General features: G+C 73.2%; 15 protein-coding genes and 1 pseudogene. 10 read left to right on the forward strand and 6 right to left on the reverse strand.

Annotation, left to right across the window (positions count from 1 at the left end; all coding sequences use genetic code 11):
- Positions 1–27: 27 nt before the first annotated feature.
- On the forward strand, positions 28–675 hold the full coding sequence (locus tag HYE82_RS09950; protein WP_179173594.1) for an endonuclease: 648 nt from the start codon (positions 28–30) through the stop codon (positions 673–675).
- Between the two features lie 82 nt (positions 676–757).
- Here HYE82_RS09950 and HYE82_RS09955 read toward each other — a convergent pair whose 3' ends face one another.
- A complete protein-coding gene (locus HYE82_RS09955) occupies positions 758–2,545 on the reverse strand; it encodes a thiamine pyrophosphate-requiring protein (RefSeq protein WP_179173608.1) in 1,788 nt (595 codons plus the stop codon).
- A 225-nt stretch (positions 2,546–2,770) separates the two neighbouring features.
- Here HYE82_RS09955 and HYE82_RS09960 point away from each other — a divergent pair, with 225 nt between their 5' ends.
- The 3 genes from HYE82_RS09960 (at position 2,771) to HYE82_RS09970 (ending at position 5,349) form a co-directional block, all read left to right on the forward strand.
- On the forward strand, positions 2,771–3,286 hold the full coding sequence (locus HYE82_RS09960) for a DUF5709 domain-containing protein (protein WP_179173595.1): 516 nt from the start codon (positions 2,771–2,773) through the stop codon (positions 3,284–3,286).
- A 13-nt stretch (positions 3,287–3,299) separates the two neighbouring features.
- Positions 3,300–4,058 (forward strand): UdgX family uracil-DNA binding protein, encoded by a 759-nt coding sequence (locus HYE82_RS09965; RefSeq protein ID WP_309144256.1) that lies wholly within the window; start codon positions 3,300–3,302, stop codon positions 4,056–4,058.
- A gap of 409 nt (positions 4,059–4,467) precedes the next feature.
- Positions 4,468–5,349, forward strand: coding sequence for an SDR family oxidoreductase (locus tag HYE82_RS09970; RefSeq protein ID WP_309144255.1), 882 nt, complete (start codon positions 4,468–4,470; stop codon positions 5,347–5,349).
- 174 nt (positions 5,350–5,523) lie between these two features.
- Here the strand turns inward: HYE82_RS09970 and HYE82_RS38905 are convergent.
- A pseudogene (locus HYE82_RS38905) lies at positions 5,524–5,799 on the reverse strand (hypothetical protein); the annotation flags it as partial.
- 12 nt (positions 5,800–5,811) lie between these two features.
- Between HYE82_RS38905 and HYE82_RS09980 the strand changes: the two are divergent.
- Together HYE82_RS09980 and HYE82_RS09985 are read left to right on the forward strand one after the other, a co-directional pair.
- On the forward strand, positions 5,812–6,078 hold the full coding sequence (locus HYE82_RS09980) for a DUF4235 domain-containing protein (protein WP_179173597.1): 267 nt from the start codon (positions 5,812–5,814) through the stop codon (positions 6,076–6,078).
- A gap of 421 nt (positions 6,079–6,499) precedes the next feature.
- A complete protein-coding gene (locus HYE82_RS09985) occupies positions 6,500–6,958 on the forward strand; it encodes a hypothetical protein (protein ID WP_179173598.1) in 459 nt (152 codons plus the stop codon).
- A 679-nt stretch (positions 6,959–7,637) separates the two neighbouring features.
- Here the strand turns inward: HYE82_RS09985 and speB are convergent.
- Together speB and HYE82_RS09995 are read right to left on the reverse strand one after the other, a co-directional pair.
- On the reverse strand, positions 7,638–8,627 hold the full coding sequence (speB, locus tag HYE82_RS09990; protein ID WP_256987047.1) for an agmatinase: 990 nt from the start codon (positions 8,625–8,627) through the stop codon (positions 7,638–7,640).
- A 25-nt stretch (positions 8,628–8,652) separates the two neighbouring features.
- A complete protein-coding gene (locus tag HYE82_RS09995) occupies positions 8,653–10,209 on the reverse strand; it encodes an acyl-CoA carboxylase subunit beta (RefSeq protein ID WP_179173599.1) in 1,557 nt (518 codons plus the stop codon).
- 487 nt (positions 10,210–10,696) lie between these two features.
- Between HYE82_RS09995 and HYE82_RS10000 the strand changes: the two genes are divergently transcribed.
- The 4 genes from HYE82_RS10000 (at position 10,697) to HYE82_RS10015 (ending at position 17,104) form a co-directional block, all read left to right on the forward strand.
- Positions 10,697–13,594, forward strand: a complete 2,898-nt coding sequence (locus HYE82_RS10000; protein ID WP_179173600.1) for a LuxR family transcriptional regulator — start codon at positions 10,697–10,699, stop codon at positions 13,592–13,594.
- Positions 13,575–14,468, forward strand: coding sequence for a metallophosphoesterase (locus HYE82_RS10005; RefSeq protein WP_179173601.1), 894 nt, complete (start codon positions 13,575–13,577; stop codon positions 14,466–14,468). The genes HYE82_RS10000 and HYE82_RS10005 overlap by 20 nt, the downstream gene beginning before the upstream one ends.
- Positions 14,465–15,265 carry a 4'-phosphopantetheinyl transferase superfamily protein gene (locus HYE82_RS10010; RefSeq protein ID WP_179173602.1) on the forward strand — a complete coding sequence of 267 codons (801 nt, stop codon included), beginning with the start codon at positions 14,465–14,467 and terminating at the stop codon, positions 15,263–15,265. Before HYE82_RS10005 ends, HYE82_RS10010 begins: the two co-directional genes overlap by 4 nt.
- Before the next feature lie 180 nt (positions 15,266–15,445).
- Positions 15,446–17,104 (forward strand): NAD(P)/FAD-dependent oxidoreductase, encoded by a 1,659-nt coding sequence (locus HYE82_RS10015; RefSeq protein WP_179173603.1) that lies wholly within the window; start codon positions 15,446–15,448, stop codon positions 17,102–17,104.
- Positions 17,105–17,171: 67 nt separating this feature from the next.
- On the opposite strand, the gene HYE82_RS10020 is transcribed toward HYE82_RS10015, so the two are convergent.
- Positions 17,172–18,587, reverse strand: a complete 1,416-nt coding sequence (locus HYE82_RS10020) for a class I adenylate-forming enzyme family protein (protein ID WP_179173604.1) — start codon at positions 18,585–18,587, stop codon at positions 17,172–17,174.
- A gap of 314 nt (positions 18,588–18,901) precedes the next feature.
- Positions 18,902–19,549: a thioesterase II family protein gene (locus HYE82_RS10025; RefSeq protein ID WP_179173605.1), complete on the reverse strand. Its 648-nt coding sequence runs from the start codon at positions 19,547–19,549 to the stop codon at positions 18,902–18,904.
- Positions 19,550–19,874 lie beyond the last annotated feature (325 nt).

Below are 19,874 nucleotides of genomic sequence, written 5' to 3' on the forward strand. Positions count from 1 at the left end.
GAAGGACGACTCGGCAAGGACACCCCGATGGACTCGGACTCCACGAAGGCGATGGCCCGCCGGATCCTGCGCGAGTACGGCGAGACGTACGTGCACGAGGCAGGCATCCGGCTGCGCGACACGCCGGCCCCGCTCTACCGGCTCCTGGTGCTGTGCGTCCTGCTGTCGGCACCCATCCGTGCGACGACGGCGGTCGCGGCGGCCCGGGAGCTGTTCGCGGACGGGCTCGGCACGCCACGGCGGATGGCGGATTCACAGTGGCAGGACCGCGTCGACGCGCTCGGGCGGGCGCACTACCGCAGGTACGACGAGAGCACGGCCACCGCCCTGGGCGAGGGGGCGCAGCTGCTGCTCGACCGCTGGAACGGCGACCTGCGCGCCCTGCGGGACGAGGCCGGCGGCAACCCCGCCCGCATGCGGGAACTCCTCCGGGACGTCCCGCGGATCGGGCCTGCCGGAGCCGACATCTTCTGCCGTGAGGCCCAGGCCGTCTGGCCGGAGCTGCGGCCCTTCGCCGATGCGCGGGTACGTGACGCGGCATCCGGGGTCGGCCTGCCCCGTGCCCCGGGCAAACTCGCGGAGCTGGTCCCGCGGCGCGAGTTCGCCCGCTTCGCCGACGGCTTGGTGCGCATGAGCCTCACGCGCGGCGCAGCCGACCGGCTGCGCGCCGCGTGACGGGCGCCCGTGACCTCGGTCAGGCCCCGGCAGCCCCTGCCCGCGCCAGGCGGCGCAGGGGCTCGCGCGGCGCAGGGCACGGTCAGCTGCCTTCGCCGCCCGGCAGGAACTCCTGGAGCTTCGCCTTGACCCCCTGCCGGACCATGGCCGCACGGTCGCTGTCCCCGCGCAGCACCGAGGCGGCGGCGGACTTGATCTGGTCCCAGGAAGCGTGCGGCGGGATCGGCGGCACGGCCGGGTCCGTCCGGAAGTCGATGACGTACGGCCGGTCAGCGGCCAGCGCCCGGCGCCAGGCCGGTGTCACCGTCCCGGCCGTCTCCACCCGCTCGCCGTCGAGGCCGAACAGGGCGGCGACCTCGGCGTAGGGCACGTCGGGGATGCTCTGCGAGGGTTCGAACTGCGGGGCGCCCTGCAGGGCTCGCATCTCCCAGGTGACCTGGTTGAGGTCCTGGTTGTTCAGCACCGCGACGACCAGCCGGGGATCGGACCACTGGTGGAAGTACTTCTCCGCGGTGAGGAGTTCGGCCAGGCCGTTCATCTGCATCGCGCCGTCCCCGACGAGCGCGATCGCCGGCCGGTCGGGGTGGGCGAACTTCGCGCCGATCGCGTACGGCACGCCCGGGCCCATCGTGGCGAGGGTGCCCGACAGGGAGCCGCGCATGCCGTTGCGCATCCGCAGGTGCCGCGCGTACCAGTTCGCGGCGGACCCGGAGTCCGCGGTGATGATCGCGTCGTCGGGCAGCAGCCCGTCCAGGGCGTGCACCACGTACTCGGGGTTGAGCGGTTCGGCCGGGACCTCGGCCCGCCGCTCCATGACCTCCCACCAGCGCGCGGTGCCCTCCTCGATCGTCTCGCGCCAGGCGCCGTGCGCACGCCGGTCCAGCAGCGGTGCGAGGCGACGCAGTGTCTGGGCCGCGTCACCGACGAGATTGAGTTCGAACGGGTAGCGCAGGCCGACCATGGCCGGCTCGATGTCGATCTGCACGGCGCGGGCCTGGTCGAACTCCGGCAGGAACTGCGTGTAGGGGAAGCTGGAGCCCACCACGAGCAGGGTGTCGCAGTCCCGCATCATCTCGTACGAGGGCCTGGTGCCGAGGAGCCCGATCGCGCCGGTGACGTACGGGAGGGTGTCGGGCAGTGCGTCCTTGCCGAGCAGCGCCTTGGCGACGCCCGCGCCGAGGAGGTCGGCGACCTGCTCGACCTCGGCCCGGGCGTGCCGGGCTCCCTGCCCGATGAGGAGCGCCGGCTTCTCGCCGGCGTTGAGGATGTCCGCTGCCCGGGCGAGGTCCTCGTCGGCGGGTACGGGCGCGTAGTGGCCGACGCCCAGGCTGGAGGGGACCTGCTTGAAGGCGTGGGCGGGCGGCTCGTAGTCCAGTTCCTGCACGTCCGCGGGGATGATCAGCGCGGTGGGGGTGCGGCTGGTGGCGGCGATGCGCATGGCCCGGTCCAGGACGTTGGGCAGCTGCTCGGGGACGGTGACCATCTCGCAGAAGGCGGAGGCGACGTCCTTGAACAGGGACAGCAGGTCGACTTCCTGCTGGTAGGAGCCGCCCATGGCGCTGCGGTCGGTCTGCCCGACGACGGCGACGACGGGCACGTGGTCGAGCTTCGCGTCGTACAGGCCGTTCAGGAGGTGGATCGCGCCGGGGCCGGAGGTGGCCGCGCAGACCCCGGTCCGGCCGGAGAACTTGGCGTAGCCGACGGCCTGCAGCGCGGACATCTCCTCGTGCCGTGCCTGGATGAACCGCGGGCGGTTCTCGGCCCGTCCCCAGGCCGCGAGGAGACCGTTGATGCCGTCCCCCGGGTAGGCGAAGACGTACTCCACGTGCCATTCCCGCAGCCGCTGCAGCACGTGGTCGGCAACCTTCATCATCCTGCTCCCTCAAGATCGTCCACTGGAGTCGCCCCCGTCGTTCCCCGTCCATCCCCCTGTCCATCCCCGTGCCCCCGTCGTCTGCCCGGCCGGGTCCGTCCCATGCGGAGGCGGTCCGCGCCGGATTCCGGAAGGGTGGTAAGGGGCGTCCAGCGCGGGTAGCCGCGGGGCAGGGAAAGAAGCAGCGGGCGCCCCGGCACGCTCCAGTGAAAGGCGCACACCATGAGCGACACCGATCCCACCGGCGACAACGTGTACCAGCTGCCGAATCCGGACCAGCCCGGCGAGATGCAGCCGGACCTGGAGAACACCCTTGCCGAGCCCGGACTCGACGAGCGGCTCGACGCCGGCGAATCCCCGCCCGAACGCCCCTACGCGGCCGCCAATCACGGCACGACCCGGCGGGAGCAGCGCACCGGGGAGAGCCTCGACCAGCGCCTCGCCCGGGAGGTCCCCGAACCGGATCCGACGCAACCCGGTGACGACGACGGGGTCGGCGACCTGCCCGGCGGCGAGGGCGAACCGATGGACCCGCAGGCCGGCACCGCGCGCGCAGGCCGCCTCGTCCCGGTGTACGACGCCGAGGCGGGGCGGCGCCTCGCCGTTCGCGCGAGCGACGTGGGCATAGACGGCGGTGCGGCAGCGGCCGAGGAAGCCGCGATCCACGTGATCGAGGAGGCCGAGGAGGCCGGGGAGACGGGGCCGGAGGAGGACGAGGGCACCGGGGTCGGGGAGTAGACACCGGGTGGCGGTGGCCCGCACGGCGACGGCGCAGCGACGGAGGCGAGCGACGATGCGGCAACGCACACGGGATGCGAACGGCGGACGGAATTCCGGCGCGACCGCCGCAGCATCGCACCACGACGCGGGACCCTACGTCCCGCACACGGACGACCTCGGTGAGCTGCGAGCGGCCGCGTCCTCCTGCCGCGGCTGCCCCTTGCACGCCGATGCGACGCAGACGGTGTTCGGGGCGGGTCCGCGCACAGCACGTGTCGTCCTCGTGGGCGAGCAGCCCGGGGACCGGGAGGACAGGGAGGGCGAACCGTTCGTCGGACCGGCGGGCACCCTGCTGCGCCGGGCACTGGACGCGGCCGGCCTCGACGAGTCCGCGGTCTATTTCACCAACGCGGTGAAGCACTTCAAGTTCACCGTTCCGGAAGGCAAGAAGCGGCGGATCCACAAGGCCCCGAGCCTGCGCGAGATGACCGCCTGCCGGCCCTGGCTGGTGGCGGAGCTGGCGGCGATCCAGCCACGCCTGGTGGTGGCGCTGGGCGCGACGGCGGGCAGGGCGCTGCTCGGCACGCCCTTCCGGCTCGGTGACCACCGGGGCACGCTGGAGCCCCTGCCGGGAGGTGACGCACGCGAAGGCGAGCCCGACATGCCGGCTGCCGAGGTGCTGGTGACCGTGCACCCGTCGGCCGTGCTCCGCGCACCGGACCGGGACGCCGCGTACCGCGGCCTTGTGGCGGATCTGCGGGTCGTCGCGCGCGCCGTGGCGCGGGCGTAGCCCCGGCAGGACGGCGCGCCTGTCCCGCGTTCCGGCCGCAGGGCGGCGACCCGGTCGAGTGCCCGTCGAGTGCCCGTCAAGTGCACCGGCGGCGAGTGCACCGTTCGTTCGGTCCCGCCCCGGCCGCCGCGTGGCACGGCACGGGCGGTCCGGGTCTCGGCCGTGTTGTGGCCGAACACTTCGATCACGTCGGCGTGGGCCCCCGGGGGTCCGCGATCCGGTCCACCGAGTTTCGACGGCCGACCTCGACAGGGTCCCGGGCGGAGCGGCGGACGGCTCACGCCGTGGACCCGCGGTCCCGCCGCCCGAGCGGTGCCGGACCGCCCCGGCGGCAGGCGCGCGGTGTGGTCCCCGGCAGGCAGGGAAGACGCGCGGCGGAACACGACACCCGCGGAGGAAGGACAGCACGGTGAACACCACGGCACCCGACCCCACCACCGCCCACCCCAGGCCCGACTTCCCTGCGCAGGAGCAGTCCCCGCCGGGAACCACGGCCGCCATGGACCCCGTACCGGACCACGGTGAGGAGTCCTACCGCGGCTGCGGACGCCTCGACGGGTTGCGGGCCCTGATCACCGGCGGCGACTCCGGCATCGGCCGCGCCGTCGCCCTCGCCTTCGCGCGGGAGGGGGCCGACGTCGCCTTCACCCACCTGCCCGAGGAGCAGTCGGATGCCGACGAGACGGAACGGCTGGTCCGCGAAGCCGGCCGCACGGTGCTGCCCCTGGTCGCCGACATCCGCGACGAGGCCGTCTGCCGCGAGGTGGTCGACCGGACCATCGGCGAGTTCGGCCGCATCGACGTCCTGGTGAACAACGCCGCGTACCAGATGGCGCAGCCGGACGGCATCCAGGACATCACCACCGAGCAGTTCGACCGGGTGCTGCGCACCAACCTGTACGGCATGTTCTGGCTCACCAAGATGTCGCTGCCGCACATCCCGTCCGGCGGCAGCATCATCAACACGGCCTCGGTCCAGGCGTACAAGCCGAGCCCTCCCCTGCTCGACTACGCCATGACGAAGGGTGCGATCGTCACCTTCACCCAGGGCCTGGCCGGCATGCTCGCCCCGCAGGGGATCAGGGCCAATGCCGTCGCTCCCGGTCCCGTGTGGACGCCCCTCATCGCGGCGACCATGCCCGACCCGTCAGGGTTCGGCAAGCAGTCCCCCCTCGGGCGGCCCGCCCAGCCGGCGGAGATGGCCCCCGCCTTCGTCTTCCTCGCGTCGCCCCAGGCGAGCTACATCACGGGCGAGATCGTCAACGCCACGGGCGGGACCCCCCTCCCGTGACCGGGCAGGAGACCACCCTGACGCTCCGCACGCCCCGGTCCACGGCGTCGGGGACGACCATGCCGGCCTCCACGCCGCTGCGCAGGTACTCCAGGACCGGGGCGGTGAGGCGTTCGCCGGGACGGCCACCGGGATGCCCGGCGGGTAGGGAGTGACCGTCTCCACGGCGATGCGGCCCTCCGCGCGCCCGATCGGGACCTGTTCGGTCGGGCCGAAGTACGCGTCCCTCGGCAGCATGACCTGGTCCAGGCGGAGCCGGGCGGGGTGGGGCACGGTGACCCGGGGCGCGGTCGTCCTCCGCGGGGCGCGGCGTGCCAGGTCTTCGAAGGCGGCGACGAGGGACCGAGTGGTACCGGGGTCGTCCGCATGGGTGAGCTGGACGCTGATGCGCCCGGTGCTTCCCCCTTGCGGAAGCGGGCAGGCGCAGGGACATGACCGGCGCAGAGACATCGGGAGGACGAAGTGAACCGTGCCAAGCTCTTCTACCGGCCGATCGGGCTGACGCTCGGATCCGTCAGCGGGCTGATCGCCGGGCTGGTGTTCAAACAGCTGTGGAAGACCGTGGGCGGCCGGGCCGACGCACCCGACGCGCTGGACGAGGAGCGCTCCTGGCCCGAGATCCTGCTCGCCTCGGCTTTGCAGGGGGCCGTCTTCGCCGGGACCAAGGCTGCTGTGGACCGGGCCGGAGCCACCGGCGTACGCAGGCTGACCGGCACGTGGCCCGCCTGAGCCCCCCTGAGCCCCCGCGGTGGCGGTTCAGGGTGGGGTGCGCAGGAGCCGCAGGACGGCGCGCTCGACGGTGCCCTGGGCCGCGGGGCAGCCGGACGTTCCCGCCCGGTCCGCCCGGTCCGCCCGGCCGCCGCTTGGCACTCGTCGGGCGGTGCACGAGCCCCGGGCGGACGGCGGCGGTCGGGACCAGCCCGCGGACAAGAACGACTCCTCGGCGGCAGGACGGGCCCAGGCCAGGTCGGGGGGCGGCCCGCGAGGGCGGTGGCGGCGATCTCTCCGTGGTGCGACCGCCACTGTCCGAAGCCGTCGCCGGCGTGGGTCGCCGGCCGGCCGAGGCCGCGGGTGCGGGCGGTGACCCCCCTCCGCTCGGCACCGGCGCGCAGTGCCGTTTCCCCGCGGGTGTCCGGGGCAGGGGCGGGCCATGGACGCATCACGAACCTCCACCGGCTTCCAGCTCGTGAACATGGCCCTGCTCACCGAAGGCCAGGAGTGCACGGGTACCGGCCCTCGCCCGGAGCGACCCGATCCGGTCGAGCTGCCCGAAGGGGCCCTGGTCACGCTGTGCCTCGTCTTCCGGCTGGGCCGGGACGTGGACGGGCTCACCTACACCGAGACACGGGTCCGGGACGGCACCGTCGAGGCGGCGCAGGAAACCCAGCTCGGCGGCTTCCGGGCCGGCGGCCCCTACGAGATCCACCTCCAGCCCGAGCGTCTTCCCATGGGGCACGCCGCATTCGGTATCTACGAGGTCCACGGGGTCTTCACCGACCGGCACCGGCGCCCGCTCGCCAGCGCGTACCGGCGCTACCGCATCACGCAGGCACCGGCACCCGGGTCCGAGGCCGCCGCACGCCCCGGCCCGGAGGCGTCGGCGGTCTGACCGCGGGCCCGGCACGAAGGCGCAGGTCCTGGTCCCCGACGCCGGCCCGGACGCCGTGGTGCTGATCGCTGCCCCGGTCGCGTGGCCCGGCCGTCTCGCTCCTCCCGGACGCCGTACGGCACGCGCGCCGCGCCTTGCCCGCCGCCGAATCCGACGCTCCGGTGCTTTCGCTGCTCGACGCGCCGGCCGGAGTGTCCGCGTCGGCGGGCCGAAGGGTCGGCGGGTCATGAACTCTATGAACGAAAGGATGACCGGGGTGGCCTCACGGGGCCATGGTCTGAGGGGACGTTACCGCCGGAACGCCGCGCGGTACGCCACCCGGTCGCGTCCGGGGCGGGCGGTCCGGGCTCTCCCCCACGGTGCCCGGATCCGGTCCGGGCGTGGGGCCGGAATTCGGCTGGGGCGTGCCGTCACGGATATTCCACCGCGTCCATGACAAGTTCCTCGCCTGTTTATCCGCGTTTTGCCTACGCGGCAGGCGCGCACGGCGCAGGAAAGGCGAACGGAAGTCCGGCGCAGAGAATGCGCCGATCGGACGGGGATACCGGAATCGGTCCCCGCCCGGAAGAATATGGCCGGAAACGGCCGGCGTACGGGGCGCCGACGGTTTCCGAACGGTAAATGGAAGCAACGAGGGCGCGGCCGGCACCGCTCGTGCCGGCCGCGCCCTCCGCGGCGGTTATCCGCCCATCCCCCAGCGGACCGGGGCGATCTGCTTCGACATGATGGTGATGAGCTCGTAGGCGGCGTGCGATGCCGCGATCGAGGTGATGCCCGCATGGTCGTAAGCGGGCGCGACCTCCACGATGTCGGCGGAGACCAGTCGGCAGTCGGCCAGCCCGCGCAGGATCTCCAGCAGTTCGCGGGAGGTCATGCCGCCCGCCTCGGGGGTGCCGGTGCCGGGGGCGTGCGCCGGGTCCAGGACGTCGATGTCGATGGAGACGTAGAGGGGCCGGTCGCCGACCCGTTCGCGCAGCTGCTGGGCTATCTCGTCGACCCCGCGCCGCATCACGTCCGCCGAGGTGACGATGCCGAAGCCGAGCTTGGCGTCCTCGTCGAGGTCCTTCTTGCCGTAGATGGGGCCGCGGGTGCCGACGTGGCACAGGGCGGAGGTGTCGATGACGCCCTCCTCCACGGCCCGGCGGAAGGGCATCCCGTGGGTGTACTGCTGGCCGAAGTAGTCGTCCCAGGTGTCCAGGTGGGCGTCGAAGTGCAGGACGGCGACGGGCCCGTGCTTCTTGGCCACGGAGCGCAGCAGCGGCAGCGCGATCGTGTGGTCGCCGCCGAGCGTCATCAAGCGGGCTCCACCGGCGAGCAGTTCGTCGGCGGCGGCTTCGATCGTCTCCACCGCCTCGGCCGTGTTGAACGGGTTGGCGCTGATGTCGCCGGCGTCCGCGACCTGGCTGTAGTGGAAGGGGTAGACGTCCTGCGCCGGGTTGTAGGGGCGCAGGGTGCGGGACGCCTCGCGGATGGCGTTGCCGCCGAAGCGGGCGCCGGGGCGGTAGGTGACACCGCCGTCGAACGGGACGCCGACCACGGCGATGTCCGCCTTCTCCACCTGGTCGAGGCGGGGGATCCGGCCGAACGTGGCCTGACCGGCGAAGTGCAGCGTCCTGTCGGTCTCGGTCGGCGGCAGCGGCGGCGTCACGCCGTTGGGCTGGGCGGTCATGGTGCGATCTGTGCCTTTCCAGGGGTCACTGCGGCGGGTTGCCGTGCTTGCGGGACGGCAGATCGGCGTGCTTGCTGCGGAGCATGGCGAGGGCGCCGATCAGCGTCCCGCGGGTCTCGGCGGGGTCGATGACGTCGTCGACGAGGCCGCGTTCGGCCGCGTAGTACGGGTGCATCAGCTCGGCCTTGTACTCCTTGACCATGCGGGCCCGCATGGCCTCGGGGTCCTCGGCCTCCGCGATCTGCTTGCGGAAGATGACGTTGGCGGCGCCCTCGGCGCCCATGACCGCGATCTCGTTGGTCGGCCAGGCGTAGGTTAGGTCCGCGCCGATGGACTGGGAGTCCATGACGATGTACGCGCCGCCGTAGGCCTTGCGCAGGATCAGGGAGATCCGCGGGACGGTGGCGTTGCAGTACGCGTAGAGCAGCTTGGCGCCGTGGCGGATGATGCCGCCGTGCTCCTGGTCGACACCCGGGAGGAAGCCGGGCACGTCCAGCAGGGTGATGATCGGGATGTTGAAGGCGTCGCACATCTGGACGAAGCGCGCGGCCTTCTCGGAGGCCTCGATGTCGAGGACGCCGGCCAGGGTCTGCGGCTGGTTGGCGACGATGCCGACGACCTGCCCGTCGAGGCGGGCCAGGGCGCAGATGATGTTGCGGGCCCAGCGCTCGTGGATCTCCAGGACGTCGCCGTCGTCGACGAGCTCCTCGATCACCTTCAGCATGTCGTACGGGCGGTTGCCGTCGACCGGCACGAGCGTGAGCAGCGCCTCCGAACGCCGGTCCGCCGGGTCGCTGCCCGGCCAGTGCGGCGGGTTCTCGCGGTTGTTGGAGGGCAGCATCGAGATGAGGTAGCGCACCTCGGAGATGCAGGTCTCCTCGTCGTCGTACGCGAAGTGCGCCACGCCGGAGGTCTCGGCGTGGACGTCGGCGCCGCCCAGGCCGTTCTGGCTGATCTCCTCACCGGTGACGGCGCGCACGACGTCGGGGCCGGTGATGAACATCTGCGAGGTGTCGCGGACCATGAACACGAAGTCCGTCAGCGCCGGCGAGTACGCCGCGCCGCCCGCGCACGGGCCCAGCATCACCGAGATCTGCGGGATGACACCCGAGGCCCTGGTGTTGCGCTGGAAGATGCCGCCGTAGCCGGCGAGCGCCGAGACGCCCTCCTGGATGCGCGCGCCGGCGCCGTCGTTGAGGGAGACCAGTGGGGCACCCGCCGCGATGGCCATGTCCATGATCTTGTGGATCTTCGTGGCGTGGGCCTCGCCCAGCGCGCCGCCGAAGATCCGGAAGTCGTGCGCGTACACGAAGACCGTGCGGCCCTCGACCGTGCCCCAGCCGGTGATCACACCGTCGGTGTACGGCTTGCGGCCCTCCAGGCCGAAACCGGTCGCCCGGTGCCGGCGCAGCTGCTCGACCTCCCTGAAGGAACCCTCGTCGAGGAGCAGCGCGATGCGCTCCCGCGCCGTCAGCTTGCCCTTCGCGTGCTGGGCCTCGGTCGCCCGGTCACTCGGTCCACGCCGCGCCTGCTCGCGCAGGGAGTGCAGCTCGGCCACCTTCCCGGTGAGGTTCGTCGTCATGTGCCGCCCTCTCGGCCCCGGCCCCGCCCCGCGACACGGGCGGGGCCCATCGGTTCCCGCCGGGCTCCAAAGGCCCGCGCCGCACCATTAAACGAGCGGCCGCCACGACTCCTCCACCGTCTCCGACCCCTAATCTCCGCCCTGCCACCCCTAGCGCGGAAACAGTTCAATGCACGAGCACTTGAGGTTTCCTTGAGGTTTCCGGCGCACCGGGTGCGGCCGATTCGTTTGAAACGGGGGCGACTTGAGGGAGCGCCATTCCAAAGCAGCTCAGTTAGTCGACCCGTCGAGAGTTGGTACAGTTCAATCGAACCTGCGAACGGGAAGAACCGGGCCGCCGTTTGACCTGCGGCGAGCGCTGAATTCCATGCGCTCCCCGGGCACGTCTTCCTGCATGCGCGGGAACTCGCATGAATAGCCATGTCATGCCATGGAACCGACATGCGATATTTCGCATCTCATCGGGGAGGCTTCCACAGACATGTTGGTGGAGCGGGACGAACAGATCGGCAAGCTGACCTACTGGGTGTCCGGCGCCGTCCGGCCCCACGGCAGCCCCTGCGGAAGCAGGAACGGCACCGGGCAGGGCACGGCCCCCGACGATCCCCCCAGACCCGGCCGGACGGCCGTGATCAGCGGCCCGGTCGCGTCCGGCAAGACCGCCCTGTTGCACCGCGTGCTGGAGCGGACGGCCGACTCGGGCATCCGGCTCCTGAGCGCCGTCACCTCCGCCGCGGAACAGGACATCCCCTTCGGCGTGGTGGAGGAACTGCTCCGCGACACGCGGGACGGCGCGGGCGGCCCCCTCGCCCTCCACGGGCCGCGCCCCGGCACCGACGGCCTCATCCCCGCCGAGACCCTCGTGGCCTTCCACGCCCGGCTCGCCGGCCTCGCGGCGCGCGGGCCCGTCCTGATCGCCATCGACGACGTCCAGTACGCCGACCCGCAGTCCCTGCACTGCCTCCTGTACGCAATGGGCCGGGCGCGCACCGCGGGCGCGCGCCTCTCCCTGCTCCTCACCCACGGCCCCGACGCGGGCACCTCCCCGCCGCGCGTCCTGGAGGAACTCCTCCGCCAAGCCGAAGGACCCCGCCTCCGGTTGGGCCCGCTCAGCCGGCAGGGCGTGGAAGAACTGCTGGCCCGCCGGGCCGGCGACGCCGCCCTCCCGGCCGCAACCGCCGCCGCCCACGGGCGCGGCGGCAGGCTCGCCGCCTCCCTGTACACGGCCACCGGCGGCAACCCCCTGATGGTCCACAGCATCCTCGACGACCACCTGCCGCGGCTTCGGGCCGCCGAGGCCCCCGACGGCCCGCTCCACACCGGCGAGCAGTTCCTGCAGAACGCGCTGATCTGCGTCCACCGCACCGGCGCCGACGGCCTGCGGGTCGCGCAGGGCCTCGCCCTGCTGGGCGACGAGGCCCGCATCCCGCTGCTCGCCCGGCTGGTGGACGCCGAGGAGAGCACCGTGGAACAAGTGGTGGCCGCCCTCGACGACACGGGCATCCTGCAGGGAACCCGCTTCCGGCACGACGCCGTACGCACGGCCGTCCTGGAGAGCCTCGCCGACGACGACGTGGCCCTGCTGCGCCGGCGCGCGGCGCGGCTGCTGTACGAGGCCGGGGCGGCGCCGATGGCCGTCGCCACCCACCTGATCGGCCACGGGCCGGGCGTGCCGGACGAGGACTGGGTCCCGGCGGTGCTGGGCGACGCCGCGCACACGGCTCTGGCCTCCCAGCAGGTGGGGTTCGCGGTGCGCTGCCTGCGGCTGGCGGAGCAGTGCTCCCGGGACGAGCGGGAGAGGCTGCGGCTCCGCGCCAGCACGGCCAAGTTCATCTGGCGGGTGAACCCGTCCGCCTGGGCGCACGAACTGCACCCGCTGAACGTCGCCTCGCACAACGGCACCCTGCCGGTCAGCGAGTCCCTGCGGCTCGTCGGCGACCTGCTGTGGAACGGCTGGATCGACGACGCGGCAACGGCGATCCAGCACGCCGTCGAAGGCCTGCGCGACACGCCCGACCCGACCCTCGCCGCCGAACTGCGCGGTGTACAGGCCGTGCTGGCCTCCACATACCCCACCCTGCTGGAGCGGATGGACGGTGCGCTCGGCCCGGCCTGGGACAGCGCGGAGCGCCCCGCGGCCCCCGCCGCGGAGGACGGCGTCATCGCCGCGACGGGGATCCTGCACGGGGTGTTGAGCGCGGGTTCCGGCGCCGACGAGGGGTTCACCGAGCAGGCCGAGCGGATCCTGGCCGGCACCCGCCTCACGGAGGAGAGCCACGTCACCGTACGGGCCTGCCTGCTGGCCCTGCTGTACGCGGACCGGCTGGGCGCGGCAGCCCAGTGGACCGACCGGCTGCTGGAGGAGGCCGCCGAGCGCGGCGCCCCCGGGTGGACGGCCGTCATGCAGGCCATGCGCGCGCACATGGCGCTGCGCCGCGGCGAACTGGCCGGCGCCCGACACCTCGCCGAGCAGGCGTTGGAGCAACTCCCGCCGCACGGCTGGGGCGTGGGCATCGGCATGCCGCTGTCCGCCCTCATCGAGGCACGGACCGCCATGGGCGACCACGAGGCGGCCGCCGCCCTGGTGGACCACCCGGTGCCGGAGCAGATGCTGATGACGCGCTACGGCATCCACTACCTCTACGCGCGCGGCAGGCACCAGCTCGCCACCGGACGGCACCACGCGGCGCTCACGGACTTCATGCTCTGCGGGAAGCTCATGTGCGACTGGGACATGGACCGGCCGGGGCTGGCGCCCTGGCGGGTCGGGGTCGCGGAGGCCTCGCTGGCCCTCGGCAACCGGGACCAGGCGGAGCGGTACGCCCGGGAGCAGCTGGCCGAGCCCGCCGGGCCGAGGGTGCGCGGCATGGCCCTGCGGATCCTGGCGGGTGCACGGCCGCCGGCCGAGCGGCCGGCCCTGCTGGACCGGGCCGTGGCCCTGCTCCAGGACGAGGGCGACTCCCACGAGCTGGCCCGGGCCCTGACCGACCTCGGGTCGGCGTACGAGCTGCTCGGCGACGCGGCCCAGGGCAAGACCTGCACGCGCAGGGCCTGGCGGATCGCCGAGGGCTGCGGCGCCCGGGGCCTGTCGAACCGCCTCCGGTCCGACCCGCCGCCGCAGGGCGCGCCGCCGCAGCCGGAGACGGGCACGGCTCCGAGCCCCGTGCGGCCCCGGTCGTCCGCGGTGTCCAACCTGACGGACGCCGAACGGCGGGTGGCGGCGCTGGCCGCGCACGGGTACACCAACCGGGAGATCTCGGCGAAGCTGTTCATCACCGTCAGCACCGTGGAACAGCACCTGACCCGGGTCTACCGGAAGATCAACATCACGCGCCGGCAGGACCTGCCGGTCAGTTGGGACATCGATGTCGCACACACGGCCTGACCCCGCGGCCGGGCCCGGACCCCGGCTGCTCGCGGTGAGCGACCTGCACATCGGGATGGCGGACAACCGGCCCATCACCGAGTCCCTGCAGCCGACCCACCCGGACGACTGGCTGATCGTCGCCGGTGACGTCGGCGAGCTGACCGAGGACATCGAGTGGGCGCTGCGCCTGCTCGCCGGCCGCTTCGCCAAGGTGGTGTGGGCGCCGGGCAACCACGAGCTGTGGACGCCCCGCGAGGACCCGCTGCAGTCGCGCGGCGAGGAGCGCTACCGGTACCTGGTCGACCTGTGCCGCAGGCTGGGCGTGGCCACGCCCGAGGACCCCTGGCCCGTCTGGCGGGGGCCCGGCGGCCCGGTGGCCGTCGCCCCGCTGTTCCTGCTGTACGACTACACCTTCCGGGTGGCGGGGACCGCGACCAAGGAGGAGTCGCTGGCCCGGGCCCACGAGGCCGGGGTCGTCTGCACGGACGAGTACCTCCTGCACCCCGACCCCCACCCGAGCCGGGACGCCTGGTGCAGGGCCCGCGTCGAGCAGACCCTGCGCCGGCTGGAGGCCCACGACCCGGCGGTGCCGCTCGTCCTCGTCAACCACTTCCCGCTGGTCCGCGAGCCCACGGACGTGCTGTGGCACCCGGAGTTCGCCCAGTGGTGCGGGACCGTGCTCACCGCGGACTGGCACCGCCGGTTCCGTACGGCCGCCGTGGTCTACGGGCACCTCCACATCCCCCGGACCACCTGGTACGACGGGGTGCGCTTCGAGGAGGTGTCGATCGGCTACCCGCGCGAGTGGCGCCGGCGCGGCCATCCGAAGGGCCTTCTGCGGCAGATCCTGCCGTACGCCGGCCGTCCCGACGGCGAGGAGGCCCGGGCGTGATCGAGACGCTGATACCCGCGGAGGCCTGCGCGAGCGAGGCCTTCGGCCCGGACGGCTCGGCGGTCCTGTACCCGCAGGAGGCGGCCCTGGTAGCCGCCGCGACGAACGAGCGGCGCGAGGAGTTCACCACCGTACGGGGCTGCGCCCGGCGTGCGCTGGCGGCCCTCGGGCTGCCGCCGGCGCCCGTCCTGCCCGGAAAGCGCAACGTGCCCCGGTGGCCGGCCGGGGTCGTCGGGAGCATGACCCACTGTTCCGGCTACCGGGCCGCGGTCCTCGCCCGGGACACCGACCTGATGGCGGTCGGCATCGACGCCGAGCCGCACCGGCCGCTGCCCCGGGGGGTGCTGGAGGCGATCGCCCTCCGAGAGGAGCTCGCCTGGGCGCGCACGCCGGTCGCCGGCGCGGCGCCGTTCCACCGGGACCGGCTGCTGTTCAGCGCGAAGGAAGCCGTATACAAAACCTGGTACCCCCTGGTGGGAACCGAGCTGGAGTTCGAGGACGCGCTCATCTCCTTCCACGAGGACAGCCCCGGCGACACCCTGGAGGCCGACCCCGGGGGCACCCCGGCCGCCGGCACGCGGGCCGGCACCTTCCGGGCCCGTGTGCTGCGTCCGGGAACCGCTCCCGGCGGGCACCCGGTGACGGCGTTCACCGGCCGCTGGACCGTACACCGCGGCCTCGTCGCCACCGCGATCACCGTGCCCGCCCGCCCGCCGTCCGCGACGGCCGCGACGGCCGGCAGGGACGGCGACACGGCGGCCGGCACGGACGGCGGGGTCGGTCACCCGGGTCGATAGGGGTTGTCCGGCTCCGGCGCCGCTGCGTAGCGTGCGGGGACCGGACCGACTGTGCACGGCGTACGGCGCGTGGATCCCCCGCCGTCCGGGTCCGCTCCGGTGCCGTGCTCCCGGCTGCGGCCGGCTCGTCTGACGGTTCTCCCTGGTAGCGATGCCGCACCGGCCCGAGAGGTACTCGAGATGACATCAGCAAGCCCGGCCACCACCATGCTCGTGCCGGACTTCCCGTTCTCCTACGACGGCTGGCTGCGCCACCCGGCAGGCCTGGGATCGCTGCCACCGGGCCGCGCCGGGACGCCCGTGGCCGTGGTGGGCGGCGGGATGGCGGGGCTCACCGCCGCCTACGAGCTGATGCGACTGGGCCTGCGCCCGGTCGTGTACGAGCCCGGCGGGCTGGGCGGCCGGATGCGGTCGGTGCCCTTCCCCGGGGATTCCGGCTGTGTGGCGGAGATGGGCGCGATGCGCTTCCCGCGGTCGGCCCGCGCGCTGTTCCACTACATCGACCTGCTGGGGCTGCGGACCCGCCCCTTCCCCAACCCCCTGTCGGAGCACACCCCGAGCACCCTCATCGACCTGGGCGGGGTGCGCCACACGGCGCGGCGTGCCGAGCAACTGCCCGACGTCTACCAGGAGGTGGCCGCCGCCTGGGAGAAGGCACTGCAGGAGCGGGCCGAGCTGGCCACGATGCGCGACGCCGTGCGGCGGCGCGACGTGGAGACGCTCAAACACGTCTGGGACCGGCTGGTGCGGGAGTTCGACGACCAGTCCTTCTACGGCTTCCTCGCCACCAGCGCGTCGTTCCGCTCCTTCCGCCACCGAGAGGTCTTCGGACAGGTCGGGTTCGGCACCGGTGGCTGGGACACCGACTTCCCCAACTCGCTGCTGGAGATCCTGCGCGTGGTCTACACGGGGGCGGACGAGGACCAGGTGGCCATCGCCGGCGGCTCGCAGCAGGTGCCGCGCGGGCTGTGGGAGCACCGGCCGCGCAAGTGCGCGCACTGGCCGGCGGGGACGTCGCTGGCCTCGCTGCACGGCGGCGCCGCCCGGCCCGGGGTGCGTGCCGTCACGCGCGACGGCACGGGCTTCGCCGTCACCGACACCACCGGGCGCCGGGACCGGTATGCGGCCGTCGTCTACACCCCGCACGTGTGGACGCTGCTCAACCGCGTGGAGGCCGATCCCGGTCTGCTGAGCGCCCCCCTGTGGACGGCGGTGGAGCGGACCCACTACATGGGCGCGTCCAAGCTGTTCGTCCTGACCGACCGGCCGTTCTGGCACGACGTGGACCCGGACACGGGGCTGCCGGTGATGGGCATGACCCTCACCGACCGGATGCCGCGCGGCGTCTACCTGTTCGACGACGGACCGGACCGCCCGGGGGTGATGTGCCTGTCGTACACGTGGAACGACGACTCCCTGAAGATGGCGACGCTGAGCGCGGCGGAGCGGCTGGAGGTGCTGCTGGGCAAGCTCGCGGCGATCTACCCCGGTCTGGACATCCGGTCCCACGTGATCGGTGAGCCGCTGACCGTCACGTGGGAGACCGAACCTCATTTCATGGGCGCGTTCAAGTCGAACCTGCCGGGTCACTACCGCTACCAGCGGCGGCTGTTCACCCAGTTCATGCAGCGCGGGCTGCCCGCCGCCCGGCGCGGATTCTTCCTGTGCGGCGACGACGTGTCGTGGACGGCGGGCTTCGCGGAAGGCGCCGTGACGACCGCGTTGAACGCGGTGTGGGGCGTCGTGGAGCATCTGGGCGGGGCCACCCACCCGGACAACCCGGGCCCCGGCGACCTCTTCGAGGCGCTGGCTCCCGTCGAACTGCCCTACGACGGCTGACCGCAGGTGCAGGAGGACGAAGGCGCCCCCGCCGTTGCGGCGGGGGCGCCTTCGCAGTGCCGGACGGTCACGCCAGACCGGCGGCCATCTCCGCCAGCTTCTTCTTGTCGGGCTTGCCGTTGCGGTTGAGCGGGAACCGCTCCAGGACCACGACCTTGTTGGGCTGTTCGAAGGCGGGCAGCAGGGCGCACAGCCGCTCCCGCCAGTGGCCGGACTCGCGCAGTTCCTCGTCCTCGACGAAGAACACCAGCTGCGAGCCGCGCAGTTCGTCCGGGAGGGGCACGATCCGGGTGGGGCAGCCCTGCGCGGCCACCTTCCGCTCGATGAGCTCGGGGTACAGGGTGTAGCCCATGCGGTGCACCGCGAACTTGCGGCCCAGGACGTGCAGGTTGCCCCCGGCGTCGAGGTGGCCGAGGTCGCCGGTGGCCTGCCAGCCGCCGGTGGCGCGGGCCGGGACGATGGTGCCGTCGTCGGCCACCTGCCCTTCGAGGGCGTCGGGGGTGTCGACCTCGATCTCGCCCGTCTCCCCGGCGGGGAGCTCCCGGCCGTCCTCGCCGACGATCCGCAGCCGGATCCCCTCCATGGCGCGGCCGCAGGCCACAGGGTTGTCGGGGGTGGCGAACGAGATGTTGCCGAGCTCGGTGGAGCCGTAGCTGTCCAGCAGCGGCAGCCCGAACTCCGCCACGTACTGCGCCACGAGCGGCGCGTCGAGGGGGGCGGCGCCGACGCAGAGCATGCGGGCGTCGGCGAGGTGGTCGCGCAGCGCCGGCTTGCGGGTGACCAGGCTGAGGATGCTCCGGTAGCTGGAGGGCGTCGCGTCGACGACGGTGGCCCCCGCGTCGCGGGCCATGCGCAGGGCGCGGTCGAGCCGCCGGTAGGGGGCGATCACCAGGGAGCAGCGGGTGAGCCAGGCGATGAGCACCATCGACAGGCCGTACTGGTGGGCGAAGGGCAGCAGCGGCAGCAGGACGTCGTCGGCGCGGTGACCGACCTGGTCCGCGTTGCGCCGGAGGTTGCGCAGGAACGAACGGCCGGTCTTGACGACGCCCTTGGGCGATCCGGTGGAGCCGGAGGTCCACATGATGAGGCCGTCGGGAAGATCGCCCCAGGCGTCGAAGGAGAGGGCGGGGGCGGTGGGCTGGTGGTCGGCCAGGGCGACCATGAGTTCGTACAGGTGGACGGGGTCGGCGTCCGGGTAGACGGGGGTGTCGTCGTCGACGAAGGTGACCTTGACGCCGGTGCGGATGGCGATGCGGCGGGTCTCCTCCGCGGTCTCCTGCTGGTCGACGAGGACGATCGACGCGCCCACGTGCATGAGCGCGTACAGCACGCACACGTAGCTGGCCGAGTTGCCTGCTTTGAGCATGACCCGGTCGCCGAGGCCGACGCCGCGTTCGCGGATCGCCTCGGCCACCCGGAGGGCGTCCTGTTCGAATTCTTCGACGGGCCGTACCGAGTCGGCTGCAAATATCTTCGCGGTCATCGGTCGCACTATGTCCTTCCTCTGGGCCGTGACGCGGCCGGGCGGCGTAGGGTGCGCCGGGCCGGCGGTGGGTCGGGCCCGTTCAGGGGTGGATCGCGGGGTTCGCGGGCTTCACAAGGGATGGGGATGCGGCCGCTGCCGTCCCCGTGGTCCGTGCGGTCGGGCGTGTCGCGTGACGGGTGCCGCCGGCCGGGCCGCGGTGGTCGCCGTCGGCCCGGCCGTCGCCCGGGCGTGCCGTGGACACGGGCCCCCACCCCCGCACGCTAGGCAGCGGGCCGCGGCGCGGATACCCCTGACCGCCCCCTGTACACCCCTCATTCGGGGTCCGGTCCGCCGAGCGAGATCAGCTGGTCGTGGACGATGTTCACCACCTCCCGGCGGTACGACGTCAGGTATCCGCCGGCACCGGGGAAGACCTCCAGGTCGAAGCGGCCGGTGGTACACCGCCGCCAGGCCCGGACACCGGCCAGCGTCGCGCGCGGGTCGTGGCGGGCCGTCAGGGCGACGACCCGGCAGCCCAGCGCGGGCGGGCCGAGGCTGCCGCGGTGTCCGGGTGCCGCCCACCCGGAGGAGAACAGGGTCAGCGGCGCCCCGTAGGTCTCCCGCTCCAGGCGGCAGCCCACCTCGTAGGCCAGTTCGGCGCCCGCGCGGTGGCCGAAGAGGGCGAACGGTCGGTCGGTCCAGCCCCGGACCGACTCGAACACCTTGTCGGCGAGTTCCTCGCCGACCGCCGGGTCGGGGTCGTCCTCGAAGGGCAGGTACGACGGGTACTGGACGATCAGCAGCTCGACGGTGGGCAGCAGCAGTTCGGCCATGGCGAGGTAGCACAGCGGCGAGTTCCGTGAGCTCGGGAAGCAGATCATGCGGTAGCTGCTCGGGGCCGACGGCTGCCGGATCTGGATCAGGCCGACCTCGTCCGGGGTGGTCTCCCCGCCGTCGGGCCGGCTGTGTGCATGGGTCATGCCCCTGGAACTCCGCCTCGGATGGTGCCCTCTGACGCCTGGTCGGGCATGCGGCCGGCGCCTCCGCCGCGGAGGGCCTTCATAAACAAGTCCGTGCCGTGCCGTTGCCGCCGGCAGGGTCGGCCGCCGGGCGGGGGTGCTCGGCGGCAGCGGTGTGCAGGGGGCGCAGTCGGGTGCCGGATTCCGCCGACGGGACGAGTGTTTTCACGGGGTCTCCTCGCGGAATGGTGAGCGGGCCGGGATCATCCGGCCCGTTCACCGTGGGATGCTATGAGGTTATTCACCGGAGCCGCAATACATGATCACCCCTATTCCCCCCTAACCC

Origin of the sequence: Streptomyces sp. BR123, assembly GCF_013401435.1 — a bacterium.
Taxonomy (GTDB): Bacteria; Actinomycetota; Actinomycetes; order Streptomycetales; family Streptomycetaceae; genus Streptomyces.

Bases quoted from the DNA above. Each gene is read 5' to 3' on its own strand.
- HYE82_RS09950 (WP_179173594.1), top strand. From the start codon at position 28: ATGGACTCGGACTCCACGAAGGCGATGGCCCGCCGGATCCTGCGCGAG.
- HYE82_RS09955 (WP_179173608.1), bottom strand. From the start codon at position 2,545: ATGAAGGTTGCCGACCACGTGCTGCAGCGGCTGCGGGAATGGCACGTG.
- HYE82_RS09960 (WP_179173595.1), top strand. From the start codon at position 2,771: ATGAGCGACACCGATCCCACCGGCGACAACGTGTACCAGCTGCCGAAT.
- HYE82_RS09985 (WP_179173598.1), top strand. From the start codon at position 6,500: ATGGACGCATCACGAACCTCCACCGGCTTCCAGCTCGTGAACATGGCC.
- speB (WP_256987047.1), bottom strand. From the start codon at position 8,627: ATGACCGCCCAGCCCAACGGCGTGACGCCGCCGCTGCCGCCGACCGAG.
- HYE82_RS09995 (WP_179173599.1), bottom strand. From the start codon at position 10,209: ATGACGACGAACCTCACCGGGAAGGTGGCCGAGCTGCACTCCCTGCGC.
- HYE82_RS10005 (WP_179173601.1), top strand. From the start codon at position 13,575: ATGTCGCACACACGGCCTGACCCCGCGGCCGGGCCCGGACCCCGGCTG.
- HYE82_RS10015 (WP_179173603.1), top strand. From the start codon at position 15,446: ATGACATCAGCAAGCCCGGCCACCACCATGCTCGTGCCGGACTTCCCG.
- HYE82_RS10020 (WP_179173604.1), bottom strand. From the start codon at position 18,587: ATGACCGCGAAGATATTTGCAGCCGACTCGGTACGGCCCGTCGAAGAA.
- HYE82_RS10025 (WP_179173605.1), bottom strand. From the start codon at position 19,549: ATGACCCATGCACACAGCCGGCCCGACGGCGGGGAGACCACCCCGGAC.